Here is a 24,609-nt window from a genome sequence, read left to right as displayed (position 1 = left end):
GGCACCGGCGATCAGCGGTTGGCTCGCCGCACAGCTGACACCGGCACGCCCCCACCGGGGCGGGAGGAGGCCCCGTGGACCGCATGAGCCCGACGGACGCCGGCTTCTACTTCGCGGAGAGCGAGAACACCCCGCTGCACGTGGGCTCCGTCTCCGTGTTCGAGGGCCCCGCCCCCACCTACGGCGAGGTGATCCGGCTGCTGCTCGGCAAGCTGCCGCTGGTGCCGCGGTACCGGCAGCGGGTGCGCCCGGTGCCCCTGCAGCTGGGCCGGCCGGTGTGGGTGGACGACCCGCACTTCCAGGTGCTCTACCACGTGCGGCACACCGCGGTGCCGAGTCCCGGCACCGACGAGCAGCTGCGCAACCTGGCCGGCCGGGTGCTGGGCCAGCGGCTGGACCTGGCCAAGCCGCTGTGGGAGCTGTGGCTGGTCGAGGGACTGGCCGACGGCCGCTGGGCCCTCATCTCCAAGGTCCACCACTGCATGGTCGACGGCATCGCCGGGACCGACCTGATGCAGCTGATGTTCGACCTGACCCCCGACGCCACGCACCCCGAACCGCAGGACTGGAGCCCGCAGCGGCCGCCGTCCGGGGCGGAGGTCCTCGCGGGCGCCGTGCAGGACGCGCTCACCGCGCCGCTGCGCCAGCTCGCCTCGGGGGCGGGCGGCCCCGGCCTCGGCGGCATGGCGAAGACGGTGCTCGGCAGCGGGCGGTCGCTGGCCAGGACCGTGCCGGCGGTCGCGCGGCAGCTCACGACACCGGTCGCCCGCTCGCTGTCGGGCCCGATCGGCCCGCACCGCCGCTGGGCGTGGACGCAGGCGCAGTTCGACGAGCTGAAGGGGATCCGCACGGCGCTGGGCGGCACGGTCAACGACGTCGTCCTCGCGGCGATCACGGCCGGGTTCCGGGACCTCCTGGAGCGCCGGGGGTCGCTGCGCGACGGGCTGGTCGTGCGCTCGATGGTGCCGGTGTCGATGCGCCGGGCCAGCGAGCGCGGCCGGATGGACAACCGCATCTCCGCGGTCTTCGTCGACCTGCCGGTGGCCGAGCGGGACCCGGTCGCCCGGCTGGCGTCCGTGCGGGCCCAGATGGACGAGTACAAGCGGACGATGCAGCTGGTCGACGCCCGGTCGATCATCGCGATGGGCGACTACGTCGCGCCGACCCTGCTGTCGCTCGGTGTCCGGGCGGCGCTGCAGGCCGGCCAGTTCTACGCGCAGGCGGTCACCACCAACGTGCCCGGCCCGCGCGTGCCGCTGTACGTGCTCGGCCGGCGCATGTGCTCGGCGTACGCCTACGTGCCGATCGCCGGCGGCACGCGGGTGTCGATCGGGATCTTCAGCTACCTCGACGCCATGACCTTCGGGGTCAACGCCGACTTCGACGGCTTCCCGGACGTCGACGTCCTGTCCTCCGGCATCCGCCGCGGCATCGACGAGCTCGCCGCCAAGGCCCGGTCGGCGAGCTCGGGGGCGTCCGGGCGGTGACCGGGAGGCCGGTCAGCCGGCGGCGGCCAGTCCCGTGTCGCGCAGCCACGCCAGCACGTGGCCCGCGGTGACCTCCGGGACCTGCAGCTGGGGCACGTGCCCGACGTCGGCCAGCTCGACGTAGCGCCACCCCGGGTGCCGTCGGGCGGCCTCGCGTGCCGCCTCGACCGGCACGAGCCGGTCCCGGTCGCCGTGCACGAGCAGCACCGGACCGGAGATCGACGCCATCGCCTCCCGGTAGCGGCGGGGGTCGGCGAGCACCCCCAGCAGGGAGCGCGCCGCGGCCAGGAACGCCCGGTCCATGCCCGCGACGTCGCGGCGCTCCTCCAGCAGAGCCACCGACCGGTCGAGCAGCTCCGGCGGCAGCGTGTCGGGGTCGACGCCGCTCAGCTCGAGCATGCCGCGCACGCGGGCCAGCGGCGTGGTGCGCACCCGCCGCAGCCAGAGCAGGCGCTCGGCGAGGAAGGGAACGGCGTACCCGGCGAACTGCCGGGCGACCGCCGGGTCGACGGCGCGCCGCGGCCCGGGCAGCGCCGGGTCGAGCAGGACGGTGCCGCGCACCCGCTGGGGTGACCGCGCGGCGGCGAAGGCGGACACCATCCCGCCCATCGAGTTGCCGACCAGCACGACCGGCCCGTCGGCCACCGCCCGCAGGAACCGGTCGAGGACGAGCACGTTGGCCGGGACGCTCGCCCGCCGCCCGCCCGGCTCGCTGCGGCCGAAGCCGGGGAGGTCCAGGGCCAGCACGCGGGCGTGCGGGGTCAGCAGCGGCGCCAGCAGGTCCCAGTTGAGGTGCGAGCCGCCCAGCCCGTGCACCAGGACGACGGTCGGACCGGCGGCCCCGCCGTAGTCGACGTGGTGCACCGGGCCGTCGAGGTCCAGGGTCCCCGGCCGGCCGGGGCCCGGCGTCTCGTCCACCCGTCCACCGTGGCACGCCGCCGCCGGTCCCGCCCGCGCGAGCGCGCGGGGCAGCTGGGGCCGGTGGGACGACACTGTGTCGGCCGCCACACCCGCCTGCCGAGGAAACCGGTGGGTCCCGGCGGGTGTGCGGTCAGGTGGCCCGCGGGTAACCGGACCCCGACCAGCGCCGGTCGACGAGGAGGACGCAACCGTGGCACGACAGCGCACTGGGGGCCCCGCGCTCCCGCTCTACCTGAGCGAGCCAGGGCGGGCGGTGGCCGACTACGGCCTGTACCTGGCCGCGCGGCCGCTGCTGCAGGCCCTCCCGCACGGCCACGGCGACCCGGTGCTCGTGATCCCCGGCCTGCTGGCCGACGACGCCTCCACCCGCACCCTGCGCGCGACGCTGCGGCGGCTGGACCACCGCGTCCACGGCTGGCGGCTGGGACGCAACATCGGCCCGACCCCGACCTGCGTGGACGGCATGCGCCGGCGCCTGGACGAGCTCGCCGACCGCTACGGCCGGCCGGTGAACCTCATCGGCTGGAGCCTGGGCGGGATCTTCGCCCGCGAGCTGGCCCGGGCGACGCCGGACTCGGTGCGCCAGGTCGTCACGATGGGCAGCCCGTTCCGGCTGACGTGCGAGTCGCAGACCCGCGCGGCCAAGGTGTTCAACCGCTTCGCGCACCTGCACGTGGACTCGGTGTCGTTCCCGCTGGAGAGCGAGTGCACCCCGCTGCCGGTCCCGACGACGTCGATCTACTCGCACGCCGACGGCATCGTGCACTGGCAGACCTGCCTGGAGACGCCCGGCCCGCGGGCGGAGAACATCGCCGTGCACGCCAGCCACCTGGGTCTGGGGCACCACCCCGCGGTCGTCTACGCGGTGGCCGACCGGCTGGCCCAGCCCGACGGCAGCTGGACCCCGTTCCGCGCCCCGACGGTGCTGCGGCCGGTCTTCCCGCGCCCCGACGTGCCCGTCGCCGACTCGCCGCTGGCCGCCTCCGCGGCCTGACCCGGCGCGGTCACGGGCAGCCGCCACCGCGACCGGGCGGGTCCTGTGGGCGCGGCCGGGATCGAACCGGCGACCGCTCGCTTGTAAGGCGAGAGCTCTCCCGCTGAGCTACGCGCCCCGCGCCCCCAGCTTAGGGAGCCGGGCGCACGGGGGTCGCCGGAGCACGCTGCGCCCCGGCGACCCCGGGATCACAGCGCCGCGACGGCGTCCTTCCAGCCGGTCTGGACGCGCGCGTCCCCGGGCTGGTTGACCTCGGCGAAGCGGACGACGCCCTCGGCGTCGACGAGGAACGTGCCGCGCACGGCCATCCCCGCCTTCTCGTTGAACACGCCGTAGGCCTGCGCGGTGGTGCCGTGCGGCCAGAAGTCCGACAGCAGCGGGAAGGGCAGGCCCTGCTGCTCCTTGAACGCCTTGAGGCTGAAGACCGGGTCGGTGCTGATGGCCACGACCTGCACGCCGGCGTCGGTGTAGTCGGCGAGCTCGTCGCGCAGCTGACACAGCTCGCCGGTGCAGATGCCGGAGAAGGCGAAGGGATAGAAGACGACGAGGACCGGCTTCCCCCGCAGCCCGGCGAGGGAGACGACCTGCTTGTCCTGGTCGGGGAGGCTGAACTCGGGCGCGCGGTCACCGACGGAGAGGCTCATGTCCCCGATCGTGCCGCACCCCGGGCCGGGGGCCGGGACAGACCCCCTCGCGGGGGCCCGCGAGGGGTGCGGGACGGGGGGCCTACCGGCGGCTGCGGGCGGCCTTGGGGGTGACCAGGCGGATGCCGGACCACTCCTTGGCCGCGGAGATGCTGCTGGTCTGCTGCAGGCCCGCGGTGGGGGCCACCTCGGTGACGTCCCCGGGCTCGACGTGCCCGGGCCGGCCCGACTTGGGGACCAGCAGCCACACGACGCCGTCGTCGGCCAGCGAGGTGAGGGCGTCGGTGAGGGCGTCGAACAGGTCGCCGTCGTCCTCGCGCCACCACAGGAGGACGACGTCGGCGACCTCGTCGGTGTCCTCGTCGACCATCTCGCTGCCGGAGACCTCGACGATGGAGTCGCGCAGGTCGTCGTCGGCGTCCTCGTCCCAGCCGAGCTCCTGCACGACCATGCCCGGCTTGATGCCCAGCCGGGCCGCCATGCCGGCGCTGCCCGAGTCGACGCTCATCCCTGCTGTTCCTCCATGGGTGTGGTGGGGGGCCGCCCTGCGATGGCGAGGGCGGGAGGCGTGGCGGCCGGGCGCCACGGGACGGACACGACCGGCGGGACGGATCCCCGCAGCCTGGCCATGTCACCTCCCTGTCGTCCCTCGGCCGGGCGTGGACCCGGGGTGTCGGGCCACGTGGGCGGAAGCGTAGGGCATGCCGGGTCCAGCGCAAGGTCGGACGGCGACCCCCACGCGGGTGGCGGCGGGCGACACGACGCCGTCCCGTCTGTTGGGCGTGTACGTGACGGCGACCGGCGCGCGGCGGAGGATGGGTCCATGAGCGCACCGCAGCAGTCGGGCGGCGACCCCGCCCGCGATGCAGGTCCCGTCCCCGGCAGTGCCCGCGCGGTCATCACCGACGGGCTCCCGAGCCAGCTGGTCGACACCGATCCCGACGAGACGCAGGAGTGGCTGGAGTCGCTGGACGCGGTCGTCGACCACGCCGGCCGGGGCCGCGCCCGCTACCTGATGCTGCGGATGCTGGAGCGCAGCCGGGAGCAGCAGGTGGGCGTGCCCGCGCTGCGCAGCACCGACTACATCAACACGATCCCGCCCGAGCGGGAGCCCTGGTTCCCCGGCGACGAGCACATCGAGCGGCGCATCCGCGCCTACATCCGCTGGAACGCCGCGATCATGGTGCACCGCGCGCAGCGGCCGGGGATCGGCGTCGGCGGGCACATCTCCTCCTACGCGTCCTCCGCCTCCCTGTACGAGGTCGGCTTCAACCACTTCTTCCGCGGCAAGGACCACCCCGGCGGCGGCGACCAGATCTGGTTCCAGGGGCACGCCTCCCCCGGCATCTACGCCCGCGCCTTCCTCGAGGGCCGGCTGACCGAGCAGCAGCTGGACGGCTTCCGCCAGGAGGTCAGCCACCCCGGCGGCGGCCTGTCCTCCTACCCGCACCCGCGGCTGATGCCGGACTTCTGGGAGTTCCCCAGCGTCTCGATGGGCCTGGGCCCGATGAACGCCGTCTACCAGGCCCGGTTCAACCGCTACCTGCACGACCGCGGCATCAAGGACACCTCCGACCAGCACGTCTGGGCGTTCCTCGGCGACGGCGAGATGGACGAGCCCGAGTCGCTCGGCGTCATCGGCCTGGCCGCCCGCGAGGAGCTGGACAACCTCACCTTCGTCGTCAACTGCAACCTGCAGCGGCTCGACGGCCCGGTGCGCGGCAACGGCAAGGTCATCCAGGAGCTGGAGTCCTTCTTCCGCGGGGCCGGCTGGAACGTCATCAAGGTGATCTGGGGCCGCGAGTGGGACGCCCTGCTCGCCGCCGACCGCGACGGCGCGCTGGTCAACCTCATGAACTCCACGCCCGACGGCGACTACCAGACGTACAAGGCCGAGGACGGCGCCTTCGTCCGCGAGCACTTCTTCGGCCAGGACCCGCGCACCCGCAGGCTCGTGGAGGACCTGAGCGACAAGGAGGTCTGGGACCTCTCCCGCGGCGGGCACGACTACCGGAAGATGTACGCGGCCTACAAGGCCGCGATGGAGCACAAGGGCCAGCCGACGGTCATCCTCGCCAAGACCATCAAGGGCTGGACGCTGGGCAGCCACTTCGAGGGCCGCAACTCCACGCACCAGATGAAGAAGCTGACCGCCGAGGACCTGGCCGGCTTCCGCGACCGCCTCTACCTGCCGATCCCGGACGAGGCGCTGGACAAGACCCTGCCGCCCTACTTCAGGCCCGACCCCGACTCCGACGAGATGCAGTACATGCTCGAGCGGCGCCGGGCCCTCGGCGGGGCGGTGCCGCGGCGGCGCTCGGAGTCCAAGCCGCTCAAGGCCCCCGAGGACAAGGCCCTCGACGTCCTGCGCCGCGGCTCGGGCAAGCAGGAGGTCGCCACGACGATGGCGTTCGTCCGGTTGCTCAAGGAACTGCTCAAGGACCCCGAGCTCGGCCCGCGCTTCGTGCCGATCATCCCGGACGAGGCCCGCACCTTCGGCCTGGACTCCCTGTTCTCGTCGCACAAGATCTACAACCCGGCCGGGCAGCGGTACACCTCGGTCGACCGCGAGCTGATGCTGGCCTACAAGGAGTCCGAGCAGGGCGTGATCCTGCACGAGGGCATCAACGAGGCCGGCTCGACGGCGTCGTTCACCGCGGTCGGCACCTCGTACGCGACCCACGGCGAGCCGATGATCCCGATCTACATCTTCTACTCGATGTTCGGGTTCCAGCGGACCGGCGACAGCTTCTGGGCCGCCGCCGACCAGATGGCCCGCGGCTTCGTCCTCGGCGCCACGGCCGGGCGCACGACGCTCAACGGCGAGGGCCTGCAGCACGAGGACGGGCACTCGCTGCTGCTGGCGCAGACCAACCCGGCGGTAGTGGCCTACGACCCGGCGTTCTCCCACGAGGTCGCGCACATCACCCGCGACGCGCTGCTGCGGATGTACGGCACCGACCCCGGCGCCCCGCTGGGCGGGGACCGGTCGCCGGACGTCATGTACTACCTGACGGTCTACAACGAGCCGTTCGTGCAGCCGGCCGAGCCCGAGGGCCTCGACGTCCGGGGCCTGCTGGCCGGCATGTACCGGTACGCGCCGGGCACCGGGGACGGCCCGCGGGCGCAGGTGCTGGCCTCCGGCGTCGCCGTCCCGTGGGCGCTGCGGGCGCAGGAGCTGCTGCGCCAGGACTGGGGGGTGTCGGCCGACGTGTGGTCGGTGACCTCGTGGAACGAGCTGCGCCGCCAGGCCGACGAGTGCGAGGAGTGGAACCTGCTGCACCCCGGCGAGGAGGTCCGCACCCCCTACGTCACGCAGTGCCTGCAGGACGCGCCCGGGCCGGTCGTGGCGGTGTCGGACTGGATGAAGGCCGTCCCCGACCTGATCGCGCCCTTCGTCCCGGGCGGGATGGCGACGCTGGGCACCGACGGGTTCGGCCTCTCCGACACCCGCCCGGCGCTGCGCCGGCACTTCCACGTCGACGCCGAGTCGATCGTCGTCCGCACGCTGGCCTCGCTGGCCCGCCGCGGCGAGGTGGACGGCGACGTCGTCCGCCAGGCGGTGGAGAAGTACCAGGTGCGCGACGTGCAGGCCGCCCCGGCCGAGGAGCGCACCGACCCCTCGCCGGCGACCTGAGCACCCGCCCCGCCCCGCCGAGATCGGCGGTCTCGGCGGCATCGAGCCCTGATGCCGCCGAGATCGCCGATCTCGGCGGCAGGTGGGGTCACTCGGCCCAGGCGGGACGGCCGGTGTCCAGCCGCCAGACGACGCTGCGCCCCCCGGACCCGCCGACGACGGCCGGCTCCTCCCCCACCGCGAGCCGCAGCCCCGGCGGCGGCGCCCCGGCGCCCAGCCACAGCCGCGCGTCGGGGCGACCGAGGTCCACCCAGCCGGCCGCGGCGCGCACCACCGCGTGCGACGGCGGGGCGGCCGGGTCCGCCGCCCGCAGGTAGCACTGCAGCACCCGCGCGCCGCCGTCGCCGGCGACCTCGTCGTGGGACAACCCCGCCCCCGCCCGCAGGACGGCGACGTCCCCCTCGGTCAGCTCCGCCTCCCCGACCCAGCGGTGGCGCAGCGACCCGGCCAGGACGACGGCGACGACGTCGACCGCGCGGTGCTCGTGCACCCCGTAGCCGGCGCCGGGGGCGAGCCGGTCGTCGGCGATCCGCAGCAGCGGCCCCAGCGCGCCGTCGGCGTTCTCCACCAGCACCCGCGACGACAGCGCCGTCACCGCCGGGGCTCCAGCGCGGCCGGACCGCCGGGCAGGCCGCCCAGCAGCAGCGCCAGCCCCAGCGACCAGGCCACGCCCAGCGCCCACCCGCCGAGGACGTCGGAGAGGAAGTGCACGCCCAGCCACATGCGGGTCAGCCCGACCAGCACCACCAGGGCGACGCCGGCGACGAGCGCGATCCGCCGGGCGGCCGCGGTGAGCCGCGGCCAGGCGAGGACGAGCGCGACGGTCACGAGGGTCGCGATCCCGGAGGAGTGCCCGCTCGGGAAGCTGAAGCTCGACCCGCCGTACTCCAGCCCGCCGCCCTCGAACGCCGGCCGGGCGCGTCCGACGAGCTGCTTGAGACCGTGCGTGACCGGGCCGATCAGCCACAGCGCGGGCACCACCCACAGCAGCGGGCGCCAGCGGCCCCGGAGCACCAGCCACAGCACGACGGGCGCGGCGACGACGACCCGCACGAGCGTCGTCCCCGGAGCGGTGAGCACCTCGAGCAGCCGGTCCAGCGCCACCGACCGGTCGTCGCCGGCGTACAGCGCGCGGCTGACCGCACCGTCGAGCCGGATCTGCGCGTCGAGCCCGGTGACCACGCCGGCGCCGAGCAGCAGGAGCACCGTCAGGCCGGCGGCGATCGCGGCCAGCGCGCGGGCGCGGGTCCGCGGGGCGACACCGGTGGTCAGCTGCTGCACGGCCCCACTCTCCCCGACGTGGCTGGGCGTGACACGCTGGCCGACGTGGACGACCCCGCCGCCGTGACCGGGCCCTCGCCCGGCACCCTGCGCCGGCTGGAGCGGGCGTCGGGGGCGATCGCGACGCAGGCCGTCGCGCGCATGGACGACCAGCTCCCCTGGTTCCGCACCATGCCGGCCGACCAGCGCTCCTGGGTCATGCTCGTCGCGCAGGCCGGCATCGCCTCGCTCGTGGAGTGGTGCCGCAACCCCGCCCGCCCGCCGCGGCTGACCGGCGAGGTGTTCGGGGCGGCGCCGCGCGAGCTCGTGCGGGCGGTCCCGCTCAAGCAGACGGTCGACCTGGTCAAGGTGGTCGTCGAGGTCATCGACGACCACGTCCGCGAGGTCGCCGAGCCCGGGGACGCCGACGCGCTGCGGATGGCCGTGCTCGTCTTCAGCCGCGAGGTCGCCTTCGCCACCGCACACGTGTACGCCACCTTCGCCGAGGACCGCGGCGCCTGGGACGCGCGGCTGGAGGCGCTGGTGGTCGACGCGCTGGTCCGGGGCGAGCGGTCCGAGGAGCTGCCCGGCCGCGCCGCGGCGCTGGGCTGGTCGGCGACGACCCCGGTGACGGTGCTGGTCGGCGCCGCGCCGTCGGACCGCGACGCGCACGCCGCCGCCCGCCGGGCCGCCCGCTCGATGCGCAGCGAGGTGCTCGTCGGGGTGCACGCCGAGCAGCTGGTCGTCGTCCTCGGCGGGGCCGAGGACCTGCCCGGCGTCGCCGACCGGGTCGCCGAGGAGTTCGGCCCCGGCCCGGTGGTGGTCGGGCCGGTCGTCGAGGGGCTGGCGCGGGCACCGGAGTCCGCCGCCGCCGCGCTGGCCGGGCTGCGTGCCGCACCGGCCTGGCCCGGGGCGCCCCGGCCGGTGGACGCCGACGCCCTGCTGCCCGAGCGGGCGCTGGACGGTGACCCGCTGGCCCGGGCCACCCTGGAGGAGCGGATCGCCCTCCCGCTGCAGGCCGCCGGCGGGGAGGTGCTGGAGACCGTCGGCGCCGTCCTGGCCAGCGGCGGCAACCTCGAGGCCAGCGCCCGGGCGCTGTTCGTGCACCCCAACACCGTCCGCTACCGGCTCAAGCGGGCCGCCGAGCTGACCGGCTCCTGGGCGACCGACCCCCGCGGCGGCTGGACCCTGCAGGTGGCGCTGGCCCTCTCCCGTCTCGGCGGCGAGCGCTCCCTCTGGCACTGAGGCGCGCCCGGAGGGGACCTCCCGCAGCGGTGCCGCCGCCCGGGCGCGGGTGCCGTGCTGCAGCCCGGCACCCGCCCCGACGGGGCGGCGGTGCCGCGGGGCGGGGGCGCGCCTCGCCCCGCCGCCCGGGCGCGCACAGTGTGGTGCCACCACCGAGCACCCCTCCTCGGGGCCTGTCGCGGCAGCCTCTTTGGAGGAATCCTCCAAAGAGCGCCCGTGTGGTTTCGTGCCGGTCCTCACCCGCGCCGGGGGCCCCGGCCTGGCACGGTGGACGGCGTGCTGGCCGTCCTCGCCCCCGGACAGGGTGCGCAGAAGCCCGGGATGCTGACCGACTGGCTCGAGCTCCCCGGCGCAGAGTCCTTCTTCCGCTGGGCCGGTGCGATCGCCGACGCCGACCTCCTGACCCTCGGCACGACCGGGGACGCCGAGGCCATCAAGGACACGGCGGTGACCCAGCCGCTGGTCGTCGCGATGAGCCTCTTCGTCGCCCGCGAGCTGGGCGGGCTGCCCGGCCCGGTGCAGCACACGCCGCACGCCGGGCGGGACGTCGTCATCGCCGGCCACAGCGTCGGCGAGCTGACCGCCGCCGCGCTGGCGGGCGTGCTGAGCGTCGAGGCCGCGATCGCGCTGACCGCCGTCCGCGGCCGCGCGATGGCCGCCGCCTGCGCCCTGACGCCGACGGGCATGTCCGCCGTCCTCGGCGGCGACCCCGACGAGCTGGCCGCGGCCCTGCAGCGGCACGGCCTGGTCGCGGCGAACCTCAACGGCGCCGGGCAGACCGTCGTCGCCGGCCCGCTGGAGGGCCTGGCAGCCCTCCGGGACGACCCGCCGGCCAAGGCCCGGGTCATGCCGCTGTCGGTCGCCGGCGCCTTCCACACCGAGCACATGGCCCCGGCCCGCGAGCAGCTGGAGGGCCTGGTCGGCGGGCTGCGGCCGGCCGACCCGAGCCGGCTGCTGCTCAGCAACGCCGACGGCGCGGCCGTGACCACCGGCGCCGACGCGCTGGCGCGGCTGGTCAGCCAGGTCACCAGCCCGGTGCGCTTCGACGCCTGCCTGGCCACCATGCGCGACCTCGGCGTCACCGCCGCGATCGAGCTCCCGCCCGCCGGCGCGCTGGCCGGGCTGGCGAAGCGCGAGTGGAAGGGCTCGGGCATCGAGGTGCTGGCCGTCAGCGGCCCGGCCGACCTCGACCGCGCCCGGGAGCTCATCGCGGCCGAGCGCGGCCGCGCCGAGGCCCAGTACGCCCCGGACTGGCGGGTCGTCGTCGCCCCCGCCCGCGGCACCGTCGCCCCTGCGGAGATCGCCGAGGGCACCCACGTGCCCGCCGGCGCCCCGCTGGGCTGCATCCGCAGCCGGCGCGAGGAGGTCGGGGTCTCCGCCGGCTACGCCGGTGTCCTCGCCGAGTGGCTGGTGCACGAGGGCGACCTCGTCGACGCCGGTGACCCGATCGCCCGTCTGTACCCGGAGGTGCCGGCATGACCACCATCCGCCTGAAGACCGGCGCCCCCGGGGCCCGGATCCTCGGCTTCGGCGGCTACCGCCCCCGGCGCCGGGTCACCAACGACGAGCTGGCGCAGGTCATGGACACCAACGACGAGTGGATCCAGACCCGGGTCGGCATCGCCGAGCGCCGCTGGGCGTCGGAGGACGAGACGCTCGTCGAGATGGCCGTCGCGGCCGGCGGCAAGGCGCTGGCCGCCTCCGGCCTGGCCCCCGACGAGGTCGGCATGGTCGTGCTGGCCAGTGCCAGCCTGCGCCACCCCATCCCGGGCATCGGCCCGCAGGTCGCCGACCGGCTGGGCATCCCCCGCCCCGGCGCCTTCGACCTGAACGCCGGCTGCGCCGGGTTCTGCTACTCCCTGGAGATGGCCAGCAACGCCATCCGGGCCGGCGCGGCGCGCAACGTGCTCGTCGTCGGCGCCGAGCGGCTCACCGACGTCACCGACATGGACGACCGGGCCACCGCGGTGATCTTCGCCGACGGCGCCGGGGCCGCGGTGGTCGGCGCCGCCGACGAGCCGGGCATCGGCCCGGTCGCCTGGGGCAGCGACGGCGACCAGTACTCCGCGATCGAGATCGTCGGCGGCACCGGCAAGATGGTGATGGCCGGCCAGGCCGTCTACCGCTGGGCGACCACGCGGCTGACCGCCACGCTGACCGAGGCCATGGAGGCCGCCGGCGTCGGGCCCGAGGACATCGACGTGTTCGCGCCGCACCAGGCCAACCTGCGGATCATCGAGCTCATGCACAAGCGGCTGGGCTTCGGCGACCGCACCGTCGTCGCCCGCGACATCGTCCGCACCGGCAACACCTCGGCCGCGTCCATCCCGCTGGCGCTGGAGGCCCTGCTGGAGTCGGGCGAGGCCAAGAGCGGCGACCTGGCCCTGGTGCTCGGCTACGGCGCCGGCCTCACCTTCGCCGGCCAGGTGCTGCGCCTCCCCTGACCGGTCCCCGACCGGCACCCACTGACCCCCGGACACCCCGGGCCGGCGACGCGGACCCGCACGCCGACGCACGAACGAGAGAGAGGACCTCAGCGTGAGCGAGGACATCCAGGCTGGTCTGGCCGAGATCCTGGAGGAGGTCGCCGGGGTCGCCCCCGCCGACGCCACCCCCGAGAAGTCGTTCACGGAGGACCTCGACGTCGACTCGCTGTCGATGGTCGAGATCGCGACCGAGGTCGAGAACAAGTTCGGCGTCGCCATCCCCGACGACGAGCTCGCCAACATCAAGACCGTCGGCGACGCCATCAACTACATCACCGCCAACCGAGGCTGAGCCGGTCCCCCGGCCGCCCGACCCGCACGCTCCCAGGGAGGAACCGTCCATGAGCACCACCGACGACGTCGTCGTCACCGGACTCGGCGCCACGACGCCGCTCGGTGGCGACGTCGCCAGCACCTGGGACGCGCTGCTGGCCGGGCGGTCGGGGATCAGCCGCATCACCGACGACTGGGTCACCGAGTTCCCGGCCCAGCTCGTCGCCCGCCTGGCCGAGGACCCGGCCGAGCGGCTCGAGCGCGTCCGCGCCCGCCGCCTCGACCGCAGCCAGCAGGTCGCCGTCGTCGCGGCCGAGGAGGCGTGGCGCTCCTCCGGCGCGGCCGACGCGGGTGTCGACCCCGAGCGGGTCGCCGTCGTCTTCGGCACCGGCATCGGCGGGGCGCTGACCCTGCTCGGCCAGGACGACGTCCTGGAGGAGAAGGGCCCCAAGCGGGTCTCCCCCTTCACCATCCCGATGCTCATGCCCAACGGGCCGGCGGCCGCGGTGGGCCTCGCGATCGGCGCCCGCGCCGGCGTGCACGCCCCGGTCAGCGCCTGCGCCTCGGGCGCCGAGGCCATCCGCTGGGGCCTGGACCTGCTCCGCTTCGACCGGGCCGACGTCGTCCTCGTCGGCGGCGCCGAGGCCTGCGTCCACCCGCTGCCGATGGCCGGCTTCGCCGCGATGCGGGCGATGTCGACCCGCAACGACGAGCCCGAGCGCGCCTCCCGCCCGTTCGACAAGGGCCGCGACGGCTTCGTGCTCGGCGAGGGCGCCGCCGCCCTCGTGCTCGAGCGCGGGTCGGCCGCCCGCGCCCGCGGCGCCACGATCCACGCCCGGCTCGCCGGGGCCGGCGCCACCGCCGACGGCTACGACCTCGTCGCCCCGCACCCCGAGGGCGAGGGCGCCGGCCGCGCCATCGCCGCCGCGCTGCGCGACGCCGGCCTGTCCGCCGGCGACGTCGGGCACGTCAACGCCCACGCCACCTCGACCCCCGTCGGGGACACCGCGGAGGCCGCGGCCATCCGCGGCGCCCTCGGCGAGCACGTCCTGGTGACGGCCACCAAGAGCCAGACCGGCCACCTGCTCGGGGCCGCCGGTGCCCTCGAGTCGGTCTTCACCATCCTGGCGCTGCGCGACCAGGTGGTGCCGGCGACGGCCAATCTCGACGACCCCGACGACGACGAGGCGGTGCAGGCGCTCGACATCGTGCGCCGCGAGCCCCGGCGCGCCACCTTCTCCGCCGCCGTCAACGACAGCTTCGGCTTCGGCGGCCACAACATCGCGCTGGTCTTCACCACGTAGACGGACCGTCGCCGGCCCGCCGCGTCCGCGGCGGGCCGCCGCGACCGGGCCGTTCCATCCACTCACCAGGGGGATCCCGTGACGACGCTCTCCGCCGCTCCCACCCCGACCGTCCCCGATCCCCGCGACCCCGAGGACCGCCTGCAGCGGTTCTTCGACGAGGGGTCGATGAGCCTGCTCGCCGCCCGCGACACCTCCGGCGCCCTGGCCGCGCGCGGCACGGTCGCCGGGACGCCCGCGATCGCCTTCTGCACCGACGCGACCGTCATGGGCGGCGCGATGGGGCTCGACGGCTGCCGGCACATCGTCGACGCCATCGACACCGCGCTGCGCGAGCGCGTGCCGGTCGTCGGGATCTGGCACTCCGGCGGCGCGCGCCTGGCCGAGGGCGTCACAGCTCTGCACGCCGTCGGCGAGGTGTTCGCCGCGATGGTGCGCGCCTCCGGCCGGGTGCCGCAGATCTCCGTGGTGCTGGGCCCGGCCGCCGGTGGCGCCGCCTACGGCCCCGCGCTCACCGACCTGGTGATCATGGGTCCGGCGGGCCGGGTGTTCGTGACCGGTCCGGACGTCGTCCGCTCGGTCACCGGCGAGGACGTCGACCAGGAGACGCTCGGCGGCCCGGACACCCACGGTCGGCGCAGCGGCGTCGTCCACGTGGTCACCGACACCGAGCCGGCGGCGCTGGCCACGGCCCGCCAGGCCGTCGACCTGCTGGCGCGCCCGGGCGCCTTCGCCCCCGCCGAGGACGCCCCCGACGTCGACCTCGCCGCCCTCCTGCCCGAGCAGAAGCAGCGCGCCTACGACGTCAAGCCCGTGGTCACCGCGGTGCTCGACGAGCCGGGGCTGGAGCTGCACCCCCGCTGGGCCCCGAACGTGGTGACCGTGCTGGGCCGGCTGGCCGGGCGCAGCGTCGGCGTGATCGCCAACAACCCGCTGCGGCTGGGCGGGTGCCTGGACTCCGCGTCGGCGGAGAAGGCCGCCCGCTTCGTGCGGATGTGCGACGCCTTCGGGCTGCCGCTGGTCGTGCTGGTCGACGTCCCCGGCTACCTGCCCGGCGTCGGCCAGGAGTGGGACGGCGTCGTGCGCCGCGGCGCGAAGCTGCTGCACGCCTTCGCCGAGGCCGTCGTCCCCCGCGTGACCCTGGTGACCCGCAAGTCCTACGGCGGGGCCTACATCGCCATGAACTCCCGCTCGCTGGGCGCCACCGCGGTGTACGCCTGGCCGGGAGCCGAGGTCGCCGTCATGGGCGCGAAGGCCGCGGTCGGCATCCTGCACCGCAAGAAGCTGGCGGCGGTGCCCCCGGCCGAGCGCGAGGCCCTGCACGCCGAGCTGGCCGCCGAGCACGAGCGGATCGCCGGCGGGGTGAACCGCGCGCTGGAGATCGGCGTCGTCGACGAGGTCGTGGAGCCGGCGCAGACCCGGCGGCGGCTGGTGCGGGCGCTGGCCGAGGCCCGCCCCGGGCGCGGCGCGCACGGCAACATCCCGCTGTAACCCGGGTCGGCGGGCCCTCCCCCGCGATCATGGGCGAGTTGCCGCTCCCGACGGCGCGTCGGCGCGTGTCGACGGCAACGAGACCATGATCGCGGCGGGACGTGGGCGCAGCGGGAGGGCGCGGACGCACGAAGACCGTCCGGGCGCCGCTTCCCCGACGACGCCCGAACGGTCTGTGCCGAGCCTACGACGGCGGGGCCGGTGACCTCACGCCGTCGCGACCGGATCGTGACCGGCTACACGACCTGGTGCAGCCAGGTGATCGGGCTGCCGTCGCCGGCGTGCCGGTAGACCTCGAGGTCGGCGTCCCACGCGGCCCCGAGGAGCTGGTCGACACCGTGGCGGAAGGCCTCGGCGGAGGTCGCCGTGGCCGCCAGGTGGCGCAGCTGCTGCTCGGTGACGATCAGGTCGCCGTTGGCGCTCGTCGGCGCGCGGAAGACCCCGTGCCCGGGCACGTAGGACATGCGCTCGCCGTCGTTGCCGTGGCTGGCCTCCTCGGTCACCTCGAAGCGCAGCATCGGCCACGCGCGCAGCGCGGCGACCAGCTTGGCTCCGGTGCCGGGGGCACCCGTCCAGGCGACCTCGGCACGGTAGGAACCGTGTGCCGCGGGCTGGTCGGCCCACGACAGGGAGACCGGCGCGCCGACGACGCGCTCGAGCGCCCACTCGACGTGCTGGCAGAGCGCCTTCGGGCACGCGTGCACGAAGACGACACCCTGGGTAGACCGTCGCTGCACGGGGCACCTCCATCGACTCGATCGGTCTCGTCTTCCCCAACGGACGATCGACTCGGTGACTGGCTGTGTTCGTGAAGCGGCGACTCAGGGCTTCCTCGTCCAGTGTGCACGACGGGCCCCCGGTCGCGCCAGCCCGGGTGGGGAGGTTGGGTCACATGTGACTGTTCGTGACCGGATTGCGCACTCGTCGCAGGTCAGCGGCCATACCACGCCCTCCACGGCGGAGTCCACCGGCTCCCCGCGCGACTCCGCACGCCCAAGGTGCCACCGACACGGCGTGTCAGCACGCCGACACGCCGAGGCAGCACGCCCGGCTGAGCCGTCACGCTCGGTGATCGATCCGGTGGTCCCGGGACGGCGACCGGCTAGCAGGCGCCGCCCAGGGACACCCCGAGCGCCGACAGCCACGGCACGGGGTCGACCCGACTGGCGTACAGCCCGCCCCGGTGGACCTCGAAGTGCAGGTGCGGGCCGGTCGACTGGCCCCGGTTGCCCACCTCGGCGATCCGCTGCCCCGCGGCGACGACGTCCCCGGCCGCGACGAAGAACTGGTTCACGTGGCCGTAGACGGTGATCGAGCCGTCGGGGTGCTGCACGTAGACGGCCAGCCCGAAGCCGCTCGCCGGCCCGGCCTGCAGGACGACGCCACCCGCCGGCGCGTACACCGGGGTGCCGATCGGCGCGGCGATGTCGACGCCGTAGTGCATGGCACCCCACCGGCTGCCGTAGCAAGAGCTGATCCGCCCGGTGGCCGGTGCGACGGCACCCGGGGCGGCCGACACGGTGCTGGCGCCCGCGGCGGCCACCTGGGCGGCGTAGGCGGCCTCGGCGTCGGCCACGCCCTGCAGGCGCAGGAACTCGACGTTGGCCGCGTGCAACTGCGCGTCGAGCTCGGCCCGGCGGGCGGCGAGGGCGTCCAGCTCGCCCTGCGCGCCGGTGACGTGCTGCGCGGCGGCCTCGGAGGCGGCGTCGGCGGCCACCCGGGCCCGGTCGCGCTCGGCGACCGCGGCGCGCGCCTCGGCGTCGGCCCGGGTCTGCGCCAGCTCGACGTCCTCGTGCGCCCGGAGCACCGCGGCGCGCTGGTCACCCAGGAGCTCGAGGGTCGCGGCGCGCTGCAGCAGGTCCTCCGGACCGGCCGAGTCCAGCAGCACCGCGGCCCCGCCGTAGACGTCGCCGGCGCCCATGTAGGCCTCCCGGCCGACGTCGGCCACCTCGTCCTGCGCCTCGGCGACGGCGGCCCGCGCCGCGTCGAGCCGGGCGGCCGCCTCGTCGGCGGCGGCCTGGGCGGCGGCCAGCTCGGCCTGCGCCACCAGGGCCGCGTCCGCGGCCGCCTCGGCCTCCACGGTCATCCGCTGCAGCTGCTCCTCGGCGGCCCGGACCTCGGCGGAGACGGCGGCGACCTGCTCGGCGGCCGCGTCCTGGGCCGCCTGCGCCGCGGCGACGTCGTCCGCGGTGTCGGCCAGCGCGGGGGCGGCCGGCAGGCCGACGACGGTCAGCGCGGCCACGCCGGCGAGCAGGACGGCGCGCAGCCCGCCGCGGCGCGGTCGGGCAGGGTGGTGCGGTCTCGCCACGCTGGGGCGCTCCGTTCTCGGGGGTCGAGCGGGCCGGGGGTGCTGGGTCCCCGGGGGCGGGGCGCGGCCCGGCAGGGCCGGGGACGACGGTACGGGGGACGCACCGCCGCGGTCACGGTCGGGTAACACCTCCGGCGCGCCTCCTTGCCCGGACGGGTGAGCGGTGCGGGTCGCCGGCGGCACCTATGCTCGGGCCGCGATGGGCCAGCTCTCCTTCCGCGTCCTGGGGTCCGTGGGCGCCACCCGGGACGGCGTCCCGCTGGAGCTGGGCGGCTGGCGGCAGCGATCGGTGCTGGCGCGGCTGCTGGTCGCCGCCGGCCGGGTGGTGCCGGTCGAGGTGCTGATCGCCGACCTGTGGCACGCCGAGACCCCGCCCAGCGCGATGAGCTCCCTGCAGGCGCACGTGAGCCACCTGCGGCGCACCCTGGAGCCCGACCGGCCGCCGCGCACCGCCGCCCGGGTGCTGGTCACCTCCCCGCCGGGCTACGCGCTGCGCCCCGACGCGGACTCGGTCGACGCCGCCGTCGCCGTCCGGCTGCTGGACGAGGGCGACCGGCTGGTGGGCAGCGACCCGGCGGCGGCCGGCGAGCGCTACGGCGCCGCGCTGGAGCTGTGGCAGGGACCGCCCTACGCCGACTACGCCGACGAGCCGTGGGCGCGGCCGGAGGCCGCGCGGCTGGAGGAGCTGCGGCTGATCGCCGTCGAGCGGCGCGCCGCGGCGGCGCTGGCCGTCCCGTCCGGGCGGGACCCGCTCCTCGGGCTGCGCGCGCACGTCGCCGAGCACCCGCTGCGCGAGGAGGGCTGGCGGCTGCTCGCGCTGGGGCTGTACCGGGCGGGGCGCCAGGGTGACGCGCTGGCGGCCCTGCGCGAGGCGCGGGCGCGGCTGGCCGAGGAGCTCGGCACCGACCCCGGCCCGGCGCTGCGCGCCCTGGAGGCCGACGTGCTGGCGCAGGCGCCGTCCCTGGACCCGGTGCGGCTGCCGGCACCCGCGGTCGGCCGGCCGGCGCCCGAGCCGTCGCCCGGCCGGGCCGAGGCGCTCGTCGGCCGCGACCGGGAGCGGGCGGCCCTGCTGCAGGCCGCGCGGGAGGCCGCCCGCGGGGAGCTGCGCGTCGCCGTCGTGTCCGGCGAGGCCGGCAGCGGCAAGACCACGCTGCTGGAGGACCTGAGCGCCCGGCTGGCCGGCGAGGGGTGGACGGCGGTCGGCGTCCGCTGCCCGGAGAGCGACGGCGCTCCCCCCGCCTGGCCGTGGACCGAGGCGCTGGGTGCGCTGGCCGCCGTCGCGCCGCCCGACGACGCCGCTCCCCTGGCGCCGCTGCTGGCCGACGGCACCACCGCCGAGCGGCACGGCGACGCCGCGGGCAACCGCTTCCGGCTGCACCAGGCCGTCGGCCGCTGGCTGGCCGCCGTCGCCGGGCGCGCGCCCCTGCTCCTGGTCGTCGACGACCTGCACCGCGCCGACCAGGAGACCGCGGCGCTGCTGACCGACCTGGTGGGCGCGCTGTCGGGAGCGCCGGCGCTGGTGGTCGTGGGGCACCGCGTCGAGGAGACCGGCCGGCTCACCGACGTCCTGGCCGGGCTGGCCCGCCGGTCGCCGGTGTCGCTGCGGCTGCGCGGCCTGGACGCCGCCGGGGTGGACCGCCTCGTGGACGGGTGGGCGCTGGGCCCGGTCGACGCCGCGACGCGGGCGGCGATCGCCGAGCGCACCGACGGCAACCCCTTCTACGTCCGCGAGCTGCTGCGGCTGGTCGACTCGGGTGCCGACGTCGCGGAGGTGCCGAGCACGGTGCGCGACGTCGTCCGCCAGCGCGTCGGCACCCTGCCGGGGACGACGGCGTCGCTGCTGCGCCTGGCGGCCGTCTGCGGGCGCGACGTCGAGGTCGACGTGCTGCTGGCCGCCGCCGACGGGGGCGCCACCGACGAGGAGGCCGCGATCGACGCGCTGGAGACGGCGCTGGTCAGCGGGCTGCTGGTCGAGCCCGGGCCGGGGCGGCTGCGGTTCGTGCACGCGCTGGTGCGCGACACGCTCTACGAGGACCTGTCGTCGCTGCGCCGCACGCGGCTGCACGGTCGCGTCGCCGCCGTCCTGGAGCGGGTGCGCCCCGGCGACGTCACCGGGCTGGCCCACCACACGTCGGCCGCGGGCCCGGGCTCGGCGGCCGCGGCGCTGCGGTGGTGCCGGGCGGCGGCCGGGCTGGCCGAACGCCGGTTCGCGCACGCCGACGCCGCGCGGTGGTGGCGGCGGGCGGTGCTCGCCGCCCGCTCGCTGCCGGCGGAGGACTCCCCCGGCACCGCGCGGCTGCTCGCCGCCCAGGCCCGGGCCACCGCGCTGGCCGGCGCGAGCGGCCCGGCCCGGGCCCTGCGGGCCGAGGCGCTGGGCCTGCTGCCCGACGACGCCGACCCGCGCGAGGTCGCGCGAGTGCTGCTCTGCTCCGACGTCCCCACCTTCTGGAACGCCCGGGTGGACCCGGTGGACGACGCCGTGGTGGCCCGGCTGGAGACGACGATCGACGCCCTCCCCTCGGCCGACCCGCTGCGGGCCCAGCTCCTGGCCGCGCTGGCGACCGAGTTCGAGGAGCGGCACGAACCGCGCGGCCCGGCGGCGTCGCGGGAGGCGGTGCGCATCGCGCGGGCGGCCGGCGACCCGAGCACGCTCGCGCACGCCCTGTCGGCGCGGGCGATCCACACCCACCGCGACTCCGACGGCGGCGAGCGCGCCGCCATCGGCGCCGAGCTGCTGGAGCTGGCCCGCCGGGAGGGACTCGGGGCGTTCGAGACGGTCGCCCGGCTGGTGCTGCTGCAGGACGCGTGCGGCCGGATGGACTTCACCGACGCGGACGTGCAGGCCGCCGAGGCCGAGCGGCTGGCGGGCAGCCACGGCCTGCGGCTGCTGCAGGGCATCGCGCACGCCTACCGCGGGCTGCGGCACCTGCTGGCCGACCGGCCGGCGCAGGCGCAGGAGGCCTACGACGAGGCGGTCGAGGCGCTGGTGGCCGCCGGCTGGTACCGCGACGTGGGCGAGTCGTTCCGGGTGATCGGCGCGTTCTGCCTCGCGCTGGCCGCGGGCGTCCCGGACCCGGGGATCCCCGAGCGGGTGTCGGCGGTCTCCTCCGCGGCGCCCGACGACCTCCGGGAGATGTGGGCGGCGACGCTGGTGGTGGCCGGCCGGGTCGAGGAGGCGCGGCAGGTCGGCCCCCCGCGCCCGCGCTACGGCCGGGACCCGTTCGGGCCGCTGTTCCTCTACAACCGCGGCCTGGTGGGGCTGGGCATCGGCGACGACGGGCGGGTGGCCGAGGCGCTGGCCGGGCTGGCCCCGTACGCCGACACCCTCTGCGGGATCGAGAGCGGCTCGGTGACCGCCGGCCCGACGGCGACGCTGCTGGCCCGCCTGGCCGCCCACCGCGGGGACGACGCGGCGGCCGCGGCGTACCGGCAGCAGGCGGTCGCCCTCGCCGAGCGCCTCGGCCACCCCGGCTGGGCGGCCGCGGCGCGCCGGGCCCTGGACTGAGCCGCCGCCCCGACGACGTCGCCGTCCCGGACGCCGGTCACGGACCGCGGACCAGGTCCCGGCGGCGCACCCAGCGGGTGTGGACGACGCGGAGCAGCAGCCGCAGCGGAGCCGGCGCCGAGCCGAGCAGCCGGGCGCGCTCCTCCGGCGTGCGGCAGGAGTCGACGACCCACGGCAGCACGAACACCATGTGCCGGAGGCTGGTGCCCTTGCGGAAGCGGGTCTCCACCCGGGTGAAGTCGCCGGCGGAGACGTAGCGGCGGACGACGGGGAAGACGTCGCGCTCCTCCTCCTCGATGTGCTCGTCGAGGGAGTCGGCGAGCTCGGTGAGCACGGCCGCGAGCGGTCCGGCCGCGGCCGGGCCCCGGGCGGCGAAGTCGCCCAGCAGGCGCTCGGACCGGTCGAGGACCGACTGCAGGGCGACGTGGTCGTCGGTGAGCGGGGCGAGGTCGACGTGGGCGCCCGCGGACGCCGCGATCACCGGCCACAGCACGTCGTCCTCGCGCGAGTGGTGGACGTGCACCTCGTGCAGCATGTGGCCGGCGAAGGCGACGATCGCCCGGCGGCGGGCCTCGTCGCACGCGGCGCCGGCGGCGACCGAGGTGAGGGCGTCGGCGAGCAGCCGGCAGCCCGACCGCAGCGAGCGGTGCACGAGCGCGAAGCCGAAGAGGTCGGCCTCCGGCTCGTCCGGGGTGCGGCGCGGGGTCACGGGGAAGGGCAGGGCGGTGGTGGCTGTCATGCCGGGGACCGTCCCGCCGGGCCCTTGTCACGGGCTTGTCGCCGACTTGCCCTCCGCACCGGGCCCGCCCACCGCCGTGGCAGGCTGTCCGCGCGACGGCCGCGCGCCGGCGCCCGGGGCGGTAGCTCAGCCGGTCAGAGCATGGGACTCATAATCCCTGGGTCGTGGGTTCGAGCCCCACCCGCCCCACCGGTCACGATCGCGGATCCACCCGGCGAGGCGGCGCTCCGACCTCCCCGGGCCGAGGTCCGGCACCGGTCGGCGGGGCGTCACCTCGTCGTGCTGAACCTGTCCGGGCGGACGTCGGTGTAGGTGCGGACGGGGACCTGGAGGGTCACCGTGCCGGCGCCGCGGAAGTCGAAGGTGACCGGGACGCTGAAGCCGCTGCGCAGGACCTCGTGCAGCCCGGCCAGCTCCAGGTGCGGTCCCGACACCTCGCGGAGCACCGCGACCTCGCCGGGCGGCACGGAGACCTCCCCGCTCGCGGTCGACTCGTCGTCGTCCCGGTCGCCGTCCCGGAGGACCACCTCGTCGGCGACGTCGGTCGTCACCCCGGTGAGCACGTCGTCCTCCTCGCCGTCGTTCGCGATCGTCAGCAGCAGCGCGGCGCTGTCCCCGGCGACGCGCAGGCTGCCGCGCGTCCCGGGGGAGGCGACGGACACGCTGAGCAACCGGAGCGGGCCGACCCGCCCGTCCACGCTGTCGAGCCCGATCCGGGCCCGGTCCAGGTCCGGGGAGCCCGTCTGCCCGACAGCGCAGCCGGCGACCACCAGCAGGGCGAGCAGGAGCGTGCCGACGACTCTGGTGCGGTGCATGCCGACCTCCCGGTCAGAGGGCGATGAAGCCGGTCGACAGGCCGACGACGCCGGTGATCCCGGCAGCCACGATCACGCCGCAGAGCACCATCTCCACGGGACTGAACAGCCGGCGGCCCCGCTCGCTGCGCGCCTTCACGTAGAGCAGCGTCGCCGGCGCGAGGAGCACCGTCGCGAGCAGCAGGAACTCGAGGCCGGCGGCCTCGAAGAGGAAGAGCGTGTACGCGGTGGCGACCCCCGCGACGATCGCCTCCCGGCGCCGCGTCCGCGCCGGGACGCCCTCGTAGGACTCTCCGGTCAGGCAGAGTTTCAGCGCGTACGCGGCCGCGAGCAGGTACGGGATCAGCGCCAGGCTGGTGCTCAGGTCGAGCATGAAGTTCAGCGCGTCGGTCAGGACCAGCGTCGCGGCCAGCAGGCCCTGGACCGCCAGCGAGGTGACGACGAGGGCAGTGATCTGCGTGCCCTTGTCGTTCTCCCGGCCGAGGAACGCCGGGAAGTCCTCGTTGCGGGCCGGGATGTACATGACCTCGGCGGCCATCAGCGTCCAGGCCAGGTAGGCCCCCAGCACCGAGACGACGACGGCCGCGCTGATGAACCAGCTCCCCCACTCACCGACCACGGACTCGAACACGCCGATCATCGAGGGCTGCCGGGTCGCGGCGAGCTCCGGCTGGGCCAGCACGGCGTAGCTGGACAGCGTCACGAGGGCGAAGATCGACAGCACGCTCAGGAAGCCCAGGACGGTGGCGCGGCCGACGTCCGCGCGCCGCTTCGCGTAGCGCGAGTAGACGCTGGCGCCCTCGATCCCGATGAACACGAACGTCGTGATGATCATCGTGTTGCGGACCTGCTCGTCGAGCGAGCCGAGGTCGCCGTAACCGGTGGCGATCCAGTTGTCGGCGAAGACCCCGGCGTCGAACGACACGAACAGCACGACGATGAAGGTCAGGATCGGCAGGATCTTGAAGACGGTGACGATCCGGTTGATCACCGCGGCGTCCCGGACCCCGCGCGCGATCAGGGCGTGGAAGAACCAGACGCCGACGGTGGAGACCGCGACGGCCAGCACGGTGTCCCCGTCGCCGAAGACCCCGGCGAAGCCGCCGAGGGTGGCGCTGATGAAGACCCAGTAGAAGGTGTTGCCGGCGACCGCGCTGGCCCAGAAGCCGATCGCGGAGTTGAACCCGACGTAGTCGCCGAAGCCGGCCTTGGCGTAGATGAACACCCCGGAGTCCAGCTCGGGCTTGCGGATGGCCAGGTTCTGGAAGACGAAGGCGAGCATCAGCATGCCGGTGCCCGCGATCGCCCAGGCGATCAGCGAGCCGAGGACGCCGGTGGCGACGCCGAACCGCGCCGGCAGCGAGAACACACCCGCGCCGACCATGCTGCCCACGACCATGCCGGTGAGGGTGGGCAGGCTCATCTTCCCCGGCGCCGCGGCCGCGGCCCGGTCGGCCGGGGCGTCGGCGACCCGCTGCGGGGGGATCGTGTCGACCATCG

20 protein-coding genes and 2 tRNA genes are annotated in these 24,609 nt (G+C 76.1%); 11 read left to right on the top strand and 11 right to left on the bottom strand.

Going from position 1 to position 24,609, the window contains the following annotated elements; translation table 11 throughout:
- The first annotated feature begins 83 nt into the window (after window positions 1-83).
- Complete coding sequence (locus tag ACI781_RS08240; protein ID WP_456565597.1) at window positions 84-1,487, top strand: WS/DGAT/MGAT family O-acyltransferase; 1,404 nt, start codon at window positions 84-86, stop codon at window positions 1,485-1,487.
- Window positions 1,488-1,499: 12 nt separating this feature from the next.
- Here ACI781_RS08240 and ACI781_RS08235 read toward each other — a convergent pair whose 3' ends face one another.
- On the bottom strand, window positions 1,500-2,405 hold the full coding sequence (locus ACI781_RS08235) for an alpha/beta fold hydrolase (protein WP_456565596.1): 906 nt from the start codon (window positions 2,403-2,405) through the stop codon (window positions 1,500-1,502).
- Between the two features lie 193 nt (window positions 2,406-2,598).
- Between ACI781_RS08235 and ACI781_RS08230 the strand changes: the two genes are divergently transcribed.
- Entirely contained in the window at window positions 2,599-3,402 is an 804-nt protein-coding gene (locus ACI781_RS08230) for an esterase/lipase family protein (protein WP_456565595.1), read from the top strand.
- Between the two features lie 46 nt (window positions 3,403-3,448).
- Here the strand turns inward: ACI781_RS08230 and ACI781_RS08225 are convergent.
- The 3 genes from ACI781_RS08225 to ACI781_RS08215 all read right to left on the bottom strand — a co-directional run bounded on the left by ACI781_RS08225 (window position 3,449) and on the right by ACI781_RS08215 (window position 4,554).
- A tRNA-Val gene (locus ACI781_RS08225) sits at window positions 3,449-3,520 on the bottom strand.
- A 70-nt stretch (window positions 3,521-3,590) separates the two neighbouring features.
- Window positions 3,591-4,046 carry a peroxiredoxin gene (locus ACI781_RS08220; protein ID WP_456565594.1) on the bottom strand — a complete coding sequence of 152 codons (456 nt, stop codon included), beginning with the start codon at window positions 4,044-4,046 and terminating at the stop codon, window positions 3,591-3,593.
- An 82-nt stretch (window positions 4,047-4,128) separates the two neighbouring features.
- Window positions 4,129-4,554, bottom strand: a complete 426-nt coding sequence (locus ACI781_RS08215) for a DUF3052 domain-containing protein (protein WP_456565593.1) — start codon at window positions 4,552-4,554, stop codon at window positions 4,129-4,131.
- Between the two features lie 315 nt (window positions 4,555-4,869).
- Between ACI781_RS08215 and aceE the strand changes: the two genes are divergently transcribed.
- Complete coding sequence (gene aceE / locus ACI781_RS08210; protein WP_456565592.1) at window positions 4,870-7,683, top strand: pyruvate dehydrogenase (acetyl-transferring), homodimeric type; 2,814 nt, start codon at window positions 4,870-4,872, stop codon at window positions 7,681-7,683.
- A gap of 88 nt (window positions 7,684-7,771) precedes the next feature.
- On the opposite strand, the gene ACI781_RS08205 is transcribed toward aceE, so the two are convergent.
- Window positions 7,772-8,278 (bottom strand): pirin family protein, encoded by a 507-nt coding sequence (locus ACI781_RS08205; protein WP_456565591.1) that lies wholly within the window; start codon window positions 8,276-8,278, stop codon window positions 7,772-7,774.
- Complete coding sequence (locus ACI781_RS08200) at window positions 8,275-8,964, bottom strand: phosphatase PAP2 family protein (RefSeq protein WP_456565590.1); 690 nt, start codon at window positions 8,962-8,964, stop codon at window positions 8,275-8,277. The genes ACI781_RS08205 and ACI781_RS08200 overlap by 4 nt, the downstream gene beginning before the upstream one ends.
- 18 nt (window positions 8,965-8,982) lie before the next feature.
- On the opposite strand from ACI781_RS08200, the gene ACI781_RS08195 reads away from it, so the two are divergent.
- The 6 genes from ACI781_RS08195 (at window position 8,983) to ACI781_RS08170 (ending at window position 15,742) form a co-directional block, all read left to right on the top strand.
- Window positions 8,983-10,188 carry a PucR family transcriptional regulator gene (locus tag ACI781_RS08195; protein ID WP_456565589.1) on the top strand — a complete coding sequence of 402 codons (1,206 nt, stop codon included), beginning with the start codon at window positions 8,983-8,985 and terminating at the stop codon, window positions 10,186-10,188.
- Window positions 10,189-10,464: 276 nt separating this feature from the next.
- Window positions 10,465-11,667, top strand: coding sequence for an acyltransferase domain-containing protein (locus ACI781_RS08190; RefSeq protein ID WP_456565588.1), 1,203 nt, complete (start codon window positions 10,465-10,467; stop codon window positions 11,665-11,667).
- Entirely contained in the window at window positions 11,664-12,632 is a 969-nt protein-coding gene (locus ACI781_RS08185; RefSeq protein ID WP_456565587.1) for a beta-ketoacyl-ACP synthase III, read from the top strand. The genes ACI781_RS08190 and ACI781_RS08185 overlap by 4 nt, the downstream gene beginning before the upstream one ends.
- A 94-nt stretch (window positions 12,633-12,726) precedes the next feature.
- Window positions 12,727-12,966, top strand: a complete 240-nt coding sequence (locus ACI781_RS08180) for an acyl carrier protein (RefSeq protein WP_223220373.1) — start codon at window positions 12,727-12,729, stop codon at window positions 12,964-12,966.
- Window positions 12,967-13,015: 49 nt separating this feature from the next.
- On the top strand, window positions 13,016-14,251 hold the full coding sequence (locus tag ACI781_RS08175; RefSeq protein WP_456565586.1) for a beta-ketoacyl-[acyl-carrier-protein] synthase family protein: 1,236 nt from the start codon (window positions 13,016-13,018) through the stop codon (window positions 14,249-14,251).
- A 78-nt stretch (window positions 14,252-14,329) separates the two neighbouring features.
- Window positions 14,330-15,742 carry an acyl-CoA carboxylase subunit beta gene (locus tag ACI781_RS08170; RefSeq protein ID WP_456565585.1) on the top strand — a complete coding sequence of 471 codons (1,413 nt, stop codon included), beginning with the start codon at window positions 14,330-14,332 and terminating at the stop codon, window positions 15,740-15,742.
- A 236-nt stretch (window positions 15,743-15,978) separates the two neighbouring features.
- Here the strand turns inward: ACI781_RS08170 and ACI781_RS08165 are convergent, their stop codons facing one another.
- Both ACI781_RS08165 and ACI781_RS08160 read right to left on the bottom strand, forming a co-directional pair.
- Window positions 15,979-16,479 (bottom strand): DUF3145 domain-containing protein, encoded by a 501-nt coding sequence (locus ACI781_RS08165; RefSeq protein ID WP_456565584.1) that lies wholly within the window; start codon window positions 16,477-16,479, stop codon window positions 15,979-15,981.
- A 365-nt stretch (window positions 16,480-16,844) separates the two neighbouring features.
- Window positions 16,845-18,050 (bottom strand): M23 family metallopeptidase, encoded by a 1,206-nt coding sequence (locus ACI781_RS08160; protein ID WP_456565583.1) that lies wholly within the window; start codon window positions 18,048-18,050, stop codon window positions 16,845-16,847.
- Window positions 18,051-18,249: 199 nt separating this feature from the next.
- Between ACI781_RS08160 and ACI781_RS08155 the strand changes: the two genes are divergently transcribed.
- Window positions 18,250-21,555, top strand: coding sequence for a BTAD domain-containing putative transcriptional regulator (locus tag ACI781_RS08155; RefSeq protein ID WP_456565582.1), 3,306 nt, complete (start codon window positions 18,250-18,252; stop codon window positions 21,553-21,555).
- A gap of 37 nt (window positions 21,556-21,592) precedes the next feature.
- Here the strand turns inward: ACI781_RS08155 and ACI781_RS08150 are convergent, their stop codons facing one another.
- Complete coding sequence (locus ACI781_RS08150) at window positions 21,593-22,294, bottom strand: hemerythrin domain-containing protein (RefSeq protein WP_456565581.1); 702 nt, start codon at window positions 22,292-22,294, stop codon at window positions 21,593-21,595.
- Window positions 22,295-22,409: 115 nt separating this feature from the next.
- Here ACI781_RS08150 and ACI781_RS08145 point away from each other — a divergent pair.
- Window positions 22,410-22,483 (top strand) — tRNA-Ile (locus tag ACI781_RS08145).
- An 80-nt stretch (window positions 22,484-22,563) separates the two neighbouring features.
- Here the strand turns inward: ACI781_RS08145 and ACI781_RS08140 are convergent.
- Complete coding sequence (locus tag ACI781_RS08140) at window positions 22,564-23,109, bottom strand: copper chaperone PCu(A)C (RefSeq protein ID WP_456565580.1); 546 nt, start codon at window positions 23,107-23,109, stop codon at window positions 22,564-22,566.
- Between the two features lie 13 nt (window positions 23,110-23,122).
- Entirely contained in the window at window positions 23,123-24,607 is a 1,485-nt protein-coding gene (locus ACI781_RS08135; RefSeq protein WP_456565579.1) for a basic amino acid/polyamine antiporter, read from the bottom strand.
- Between the last annotated feature and the right edge of the window lie 2 nt (window positions 24,608-24,609).

It is taken from the genome of Blastococcus sp. SYSU D00695, assembly GCF_054050555.1.
The sequence above is the reverse complement of the archived record's forward strand: the minus strand, read 5'-3'. Positions and strand labels throughout refer to the sequence as shown.

Coding starts and splice junctions, on each gene's coding strand:
- ACI781_RS08185 (WP_456565587.1), top strand. CDS start 11,664: ATGACCACCATCCGCCTGAAGACCGGCGCCCCCGGGGCCCGGATCCTC.
- ACI781_RS08150 (WP_456565581.1), bottom strand. CDS start 22,294: ATGACAGCCACCACCGCCCTGCCCTTCCCCGTGACCCCGCGCCGCACC.
- ACI781_RS08175 (WP_456565586.1), top strand. CDS start 13,016: ATGAGCACCACCGACGACGTCGTCGTCACCGGACTCGGCGCCACGACG.
- ACI781_RS08240 (WP_456565597.1), top strand. CDS start 84: ATGAGCCCGACGGACGCCGGCTTCTACTTCGCGGAGAGCGAGAACACC.
- ACI781_RS08135 (WP_456565579.1), bottom strand. CDS start 24,607: ATGGTCGACACGATCCCCCCGCAGCGGGTCGCCGACGCCCCGGCCGAC.
- ACI781_RS08215 (WP_456565593.1), bottom strand. CDS start 4,554: ATGAGCGTCGACTCGGGCAGCGCCGGCATGGCGGCCCGGCTGGGCATC.
- ACI781_RS08140 (WP_456565580.1), bottom strand. CDS start 23,109: ATGCACCGCACCAGAGTCGTCGGCACGCTCCTGCTCGCCCTGCTGGTG.
- ACI781_RS08220 (WP_456565594.1), bottom strand. CDS start 4,046: ATGAGCCTCTCCGTCGGTGACCGCGCGCCCGAGTTCAGCCTCCCCGAC.
- ACI781_RS08155 (WP_456565582.1), top strand. CDS start 18,250: ATGGGCCAGCTCTCCTTCCGCGTCCTGGGGTCCGTGGGCGCCACCCGG.
- aceE (WP_456565592.1), top strand. CDS start 4,870: ATGAGCGCACCGCAGCAGTCGGGCGGCGACCCCGCCCGCGATGCAGGT.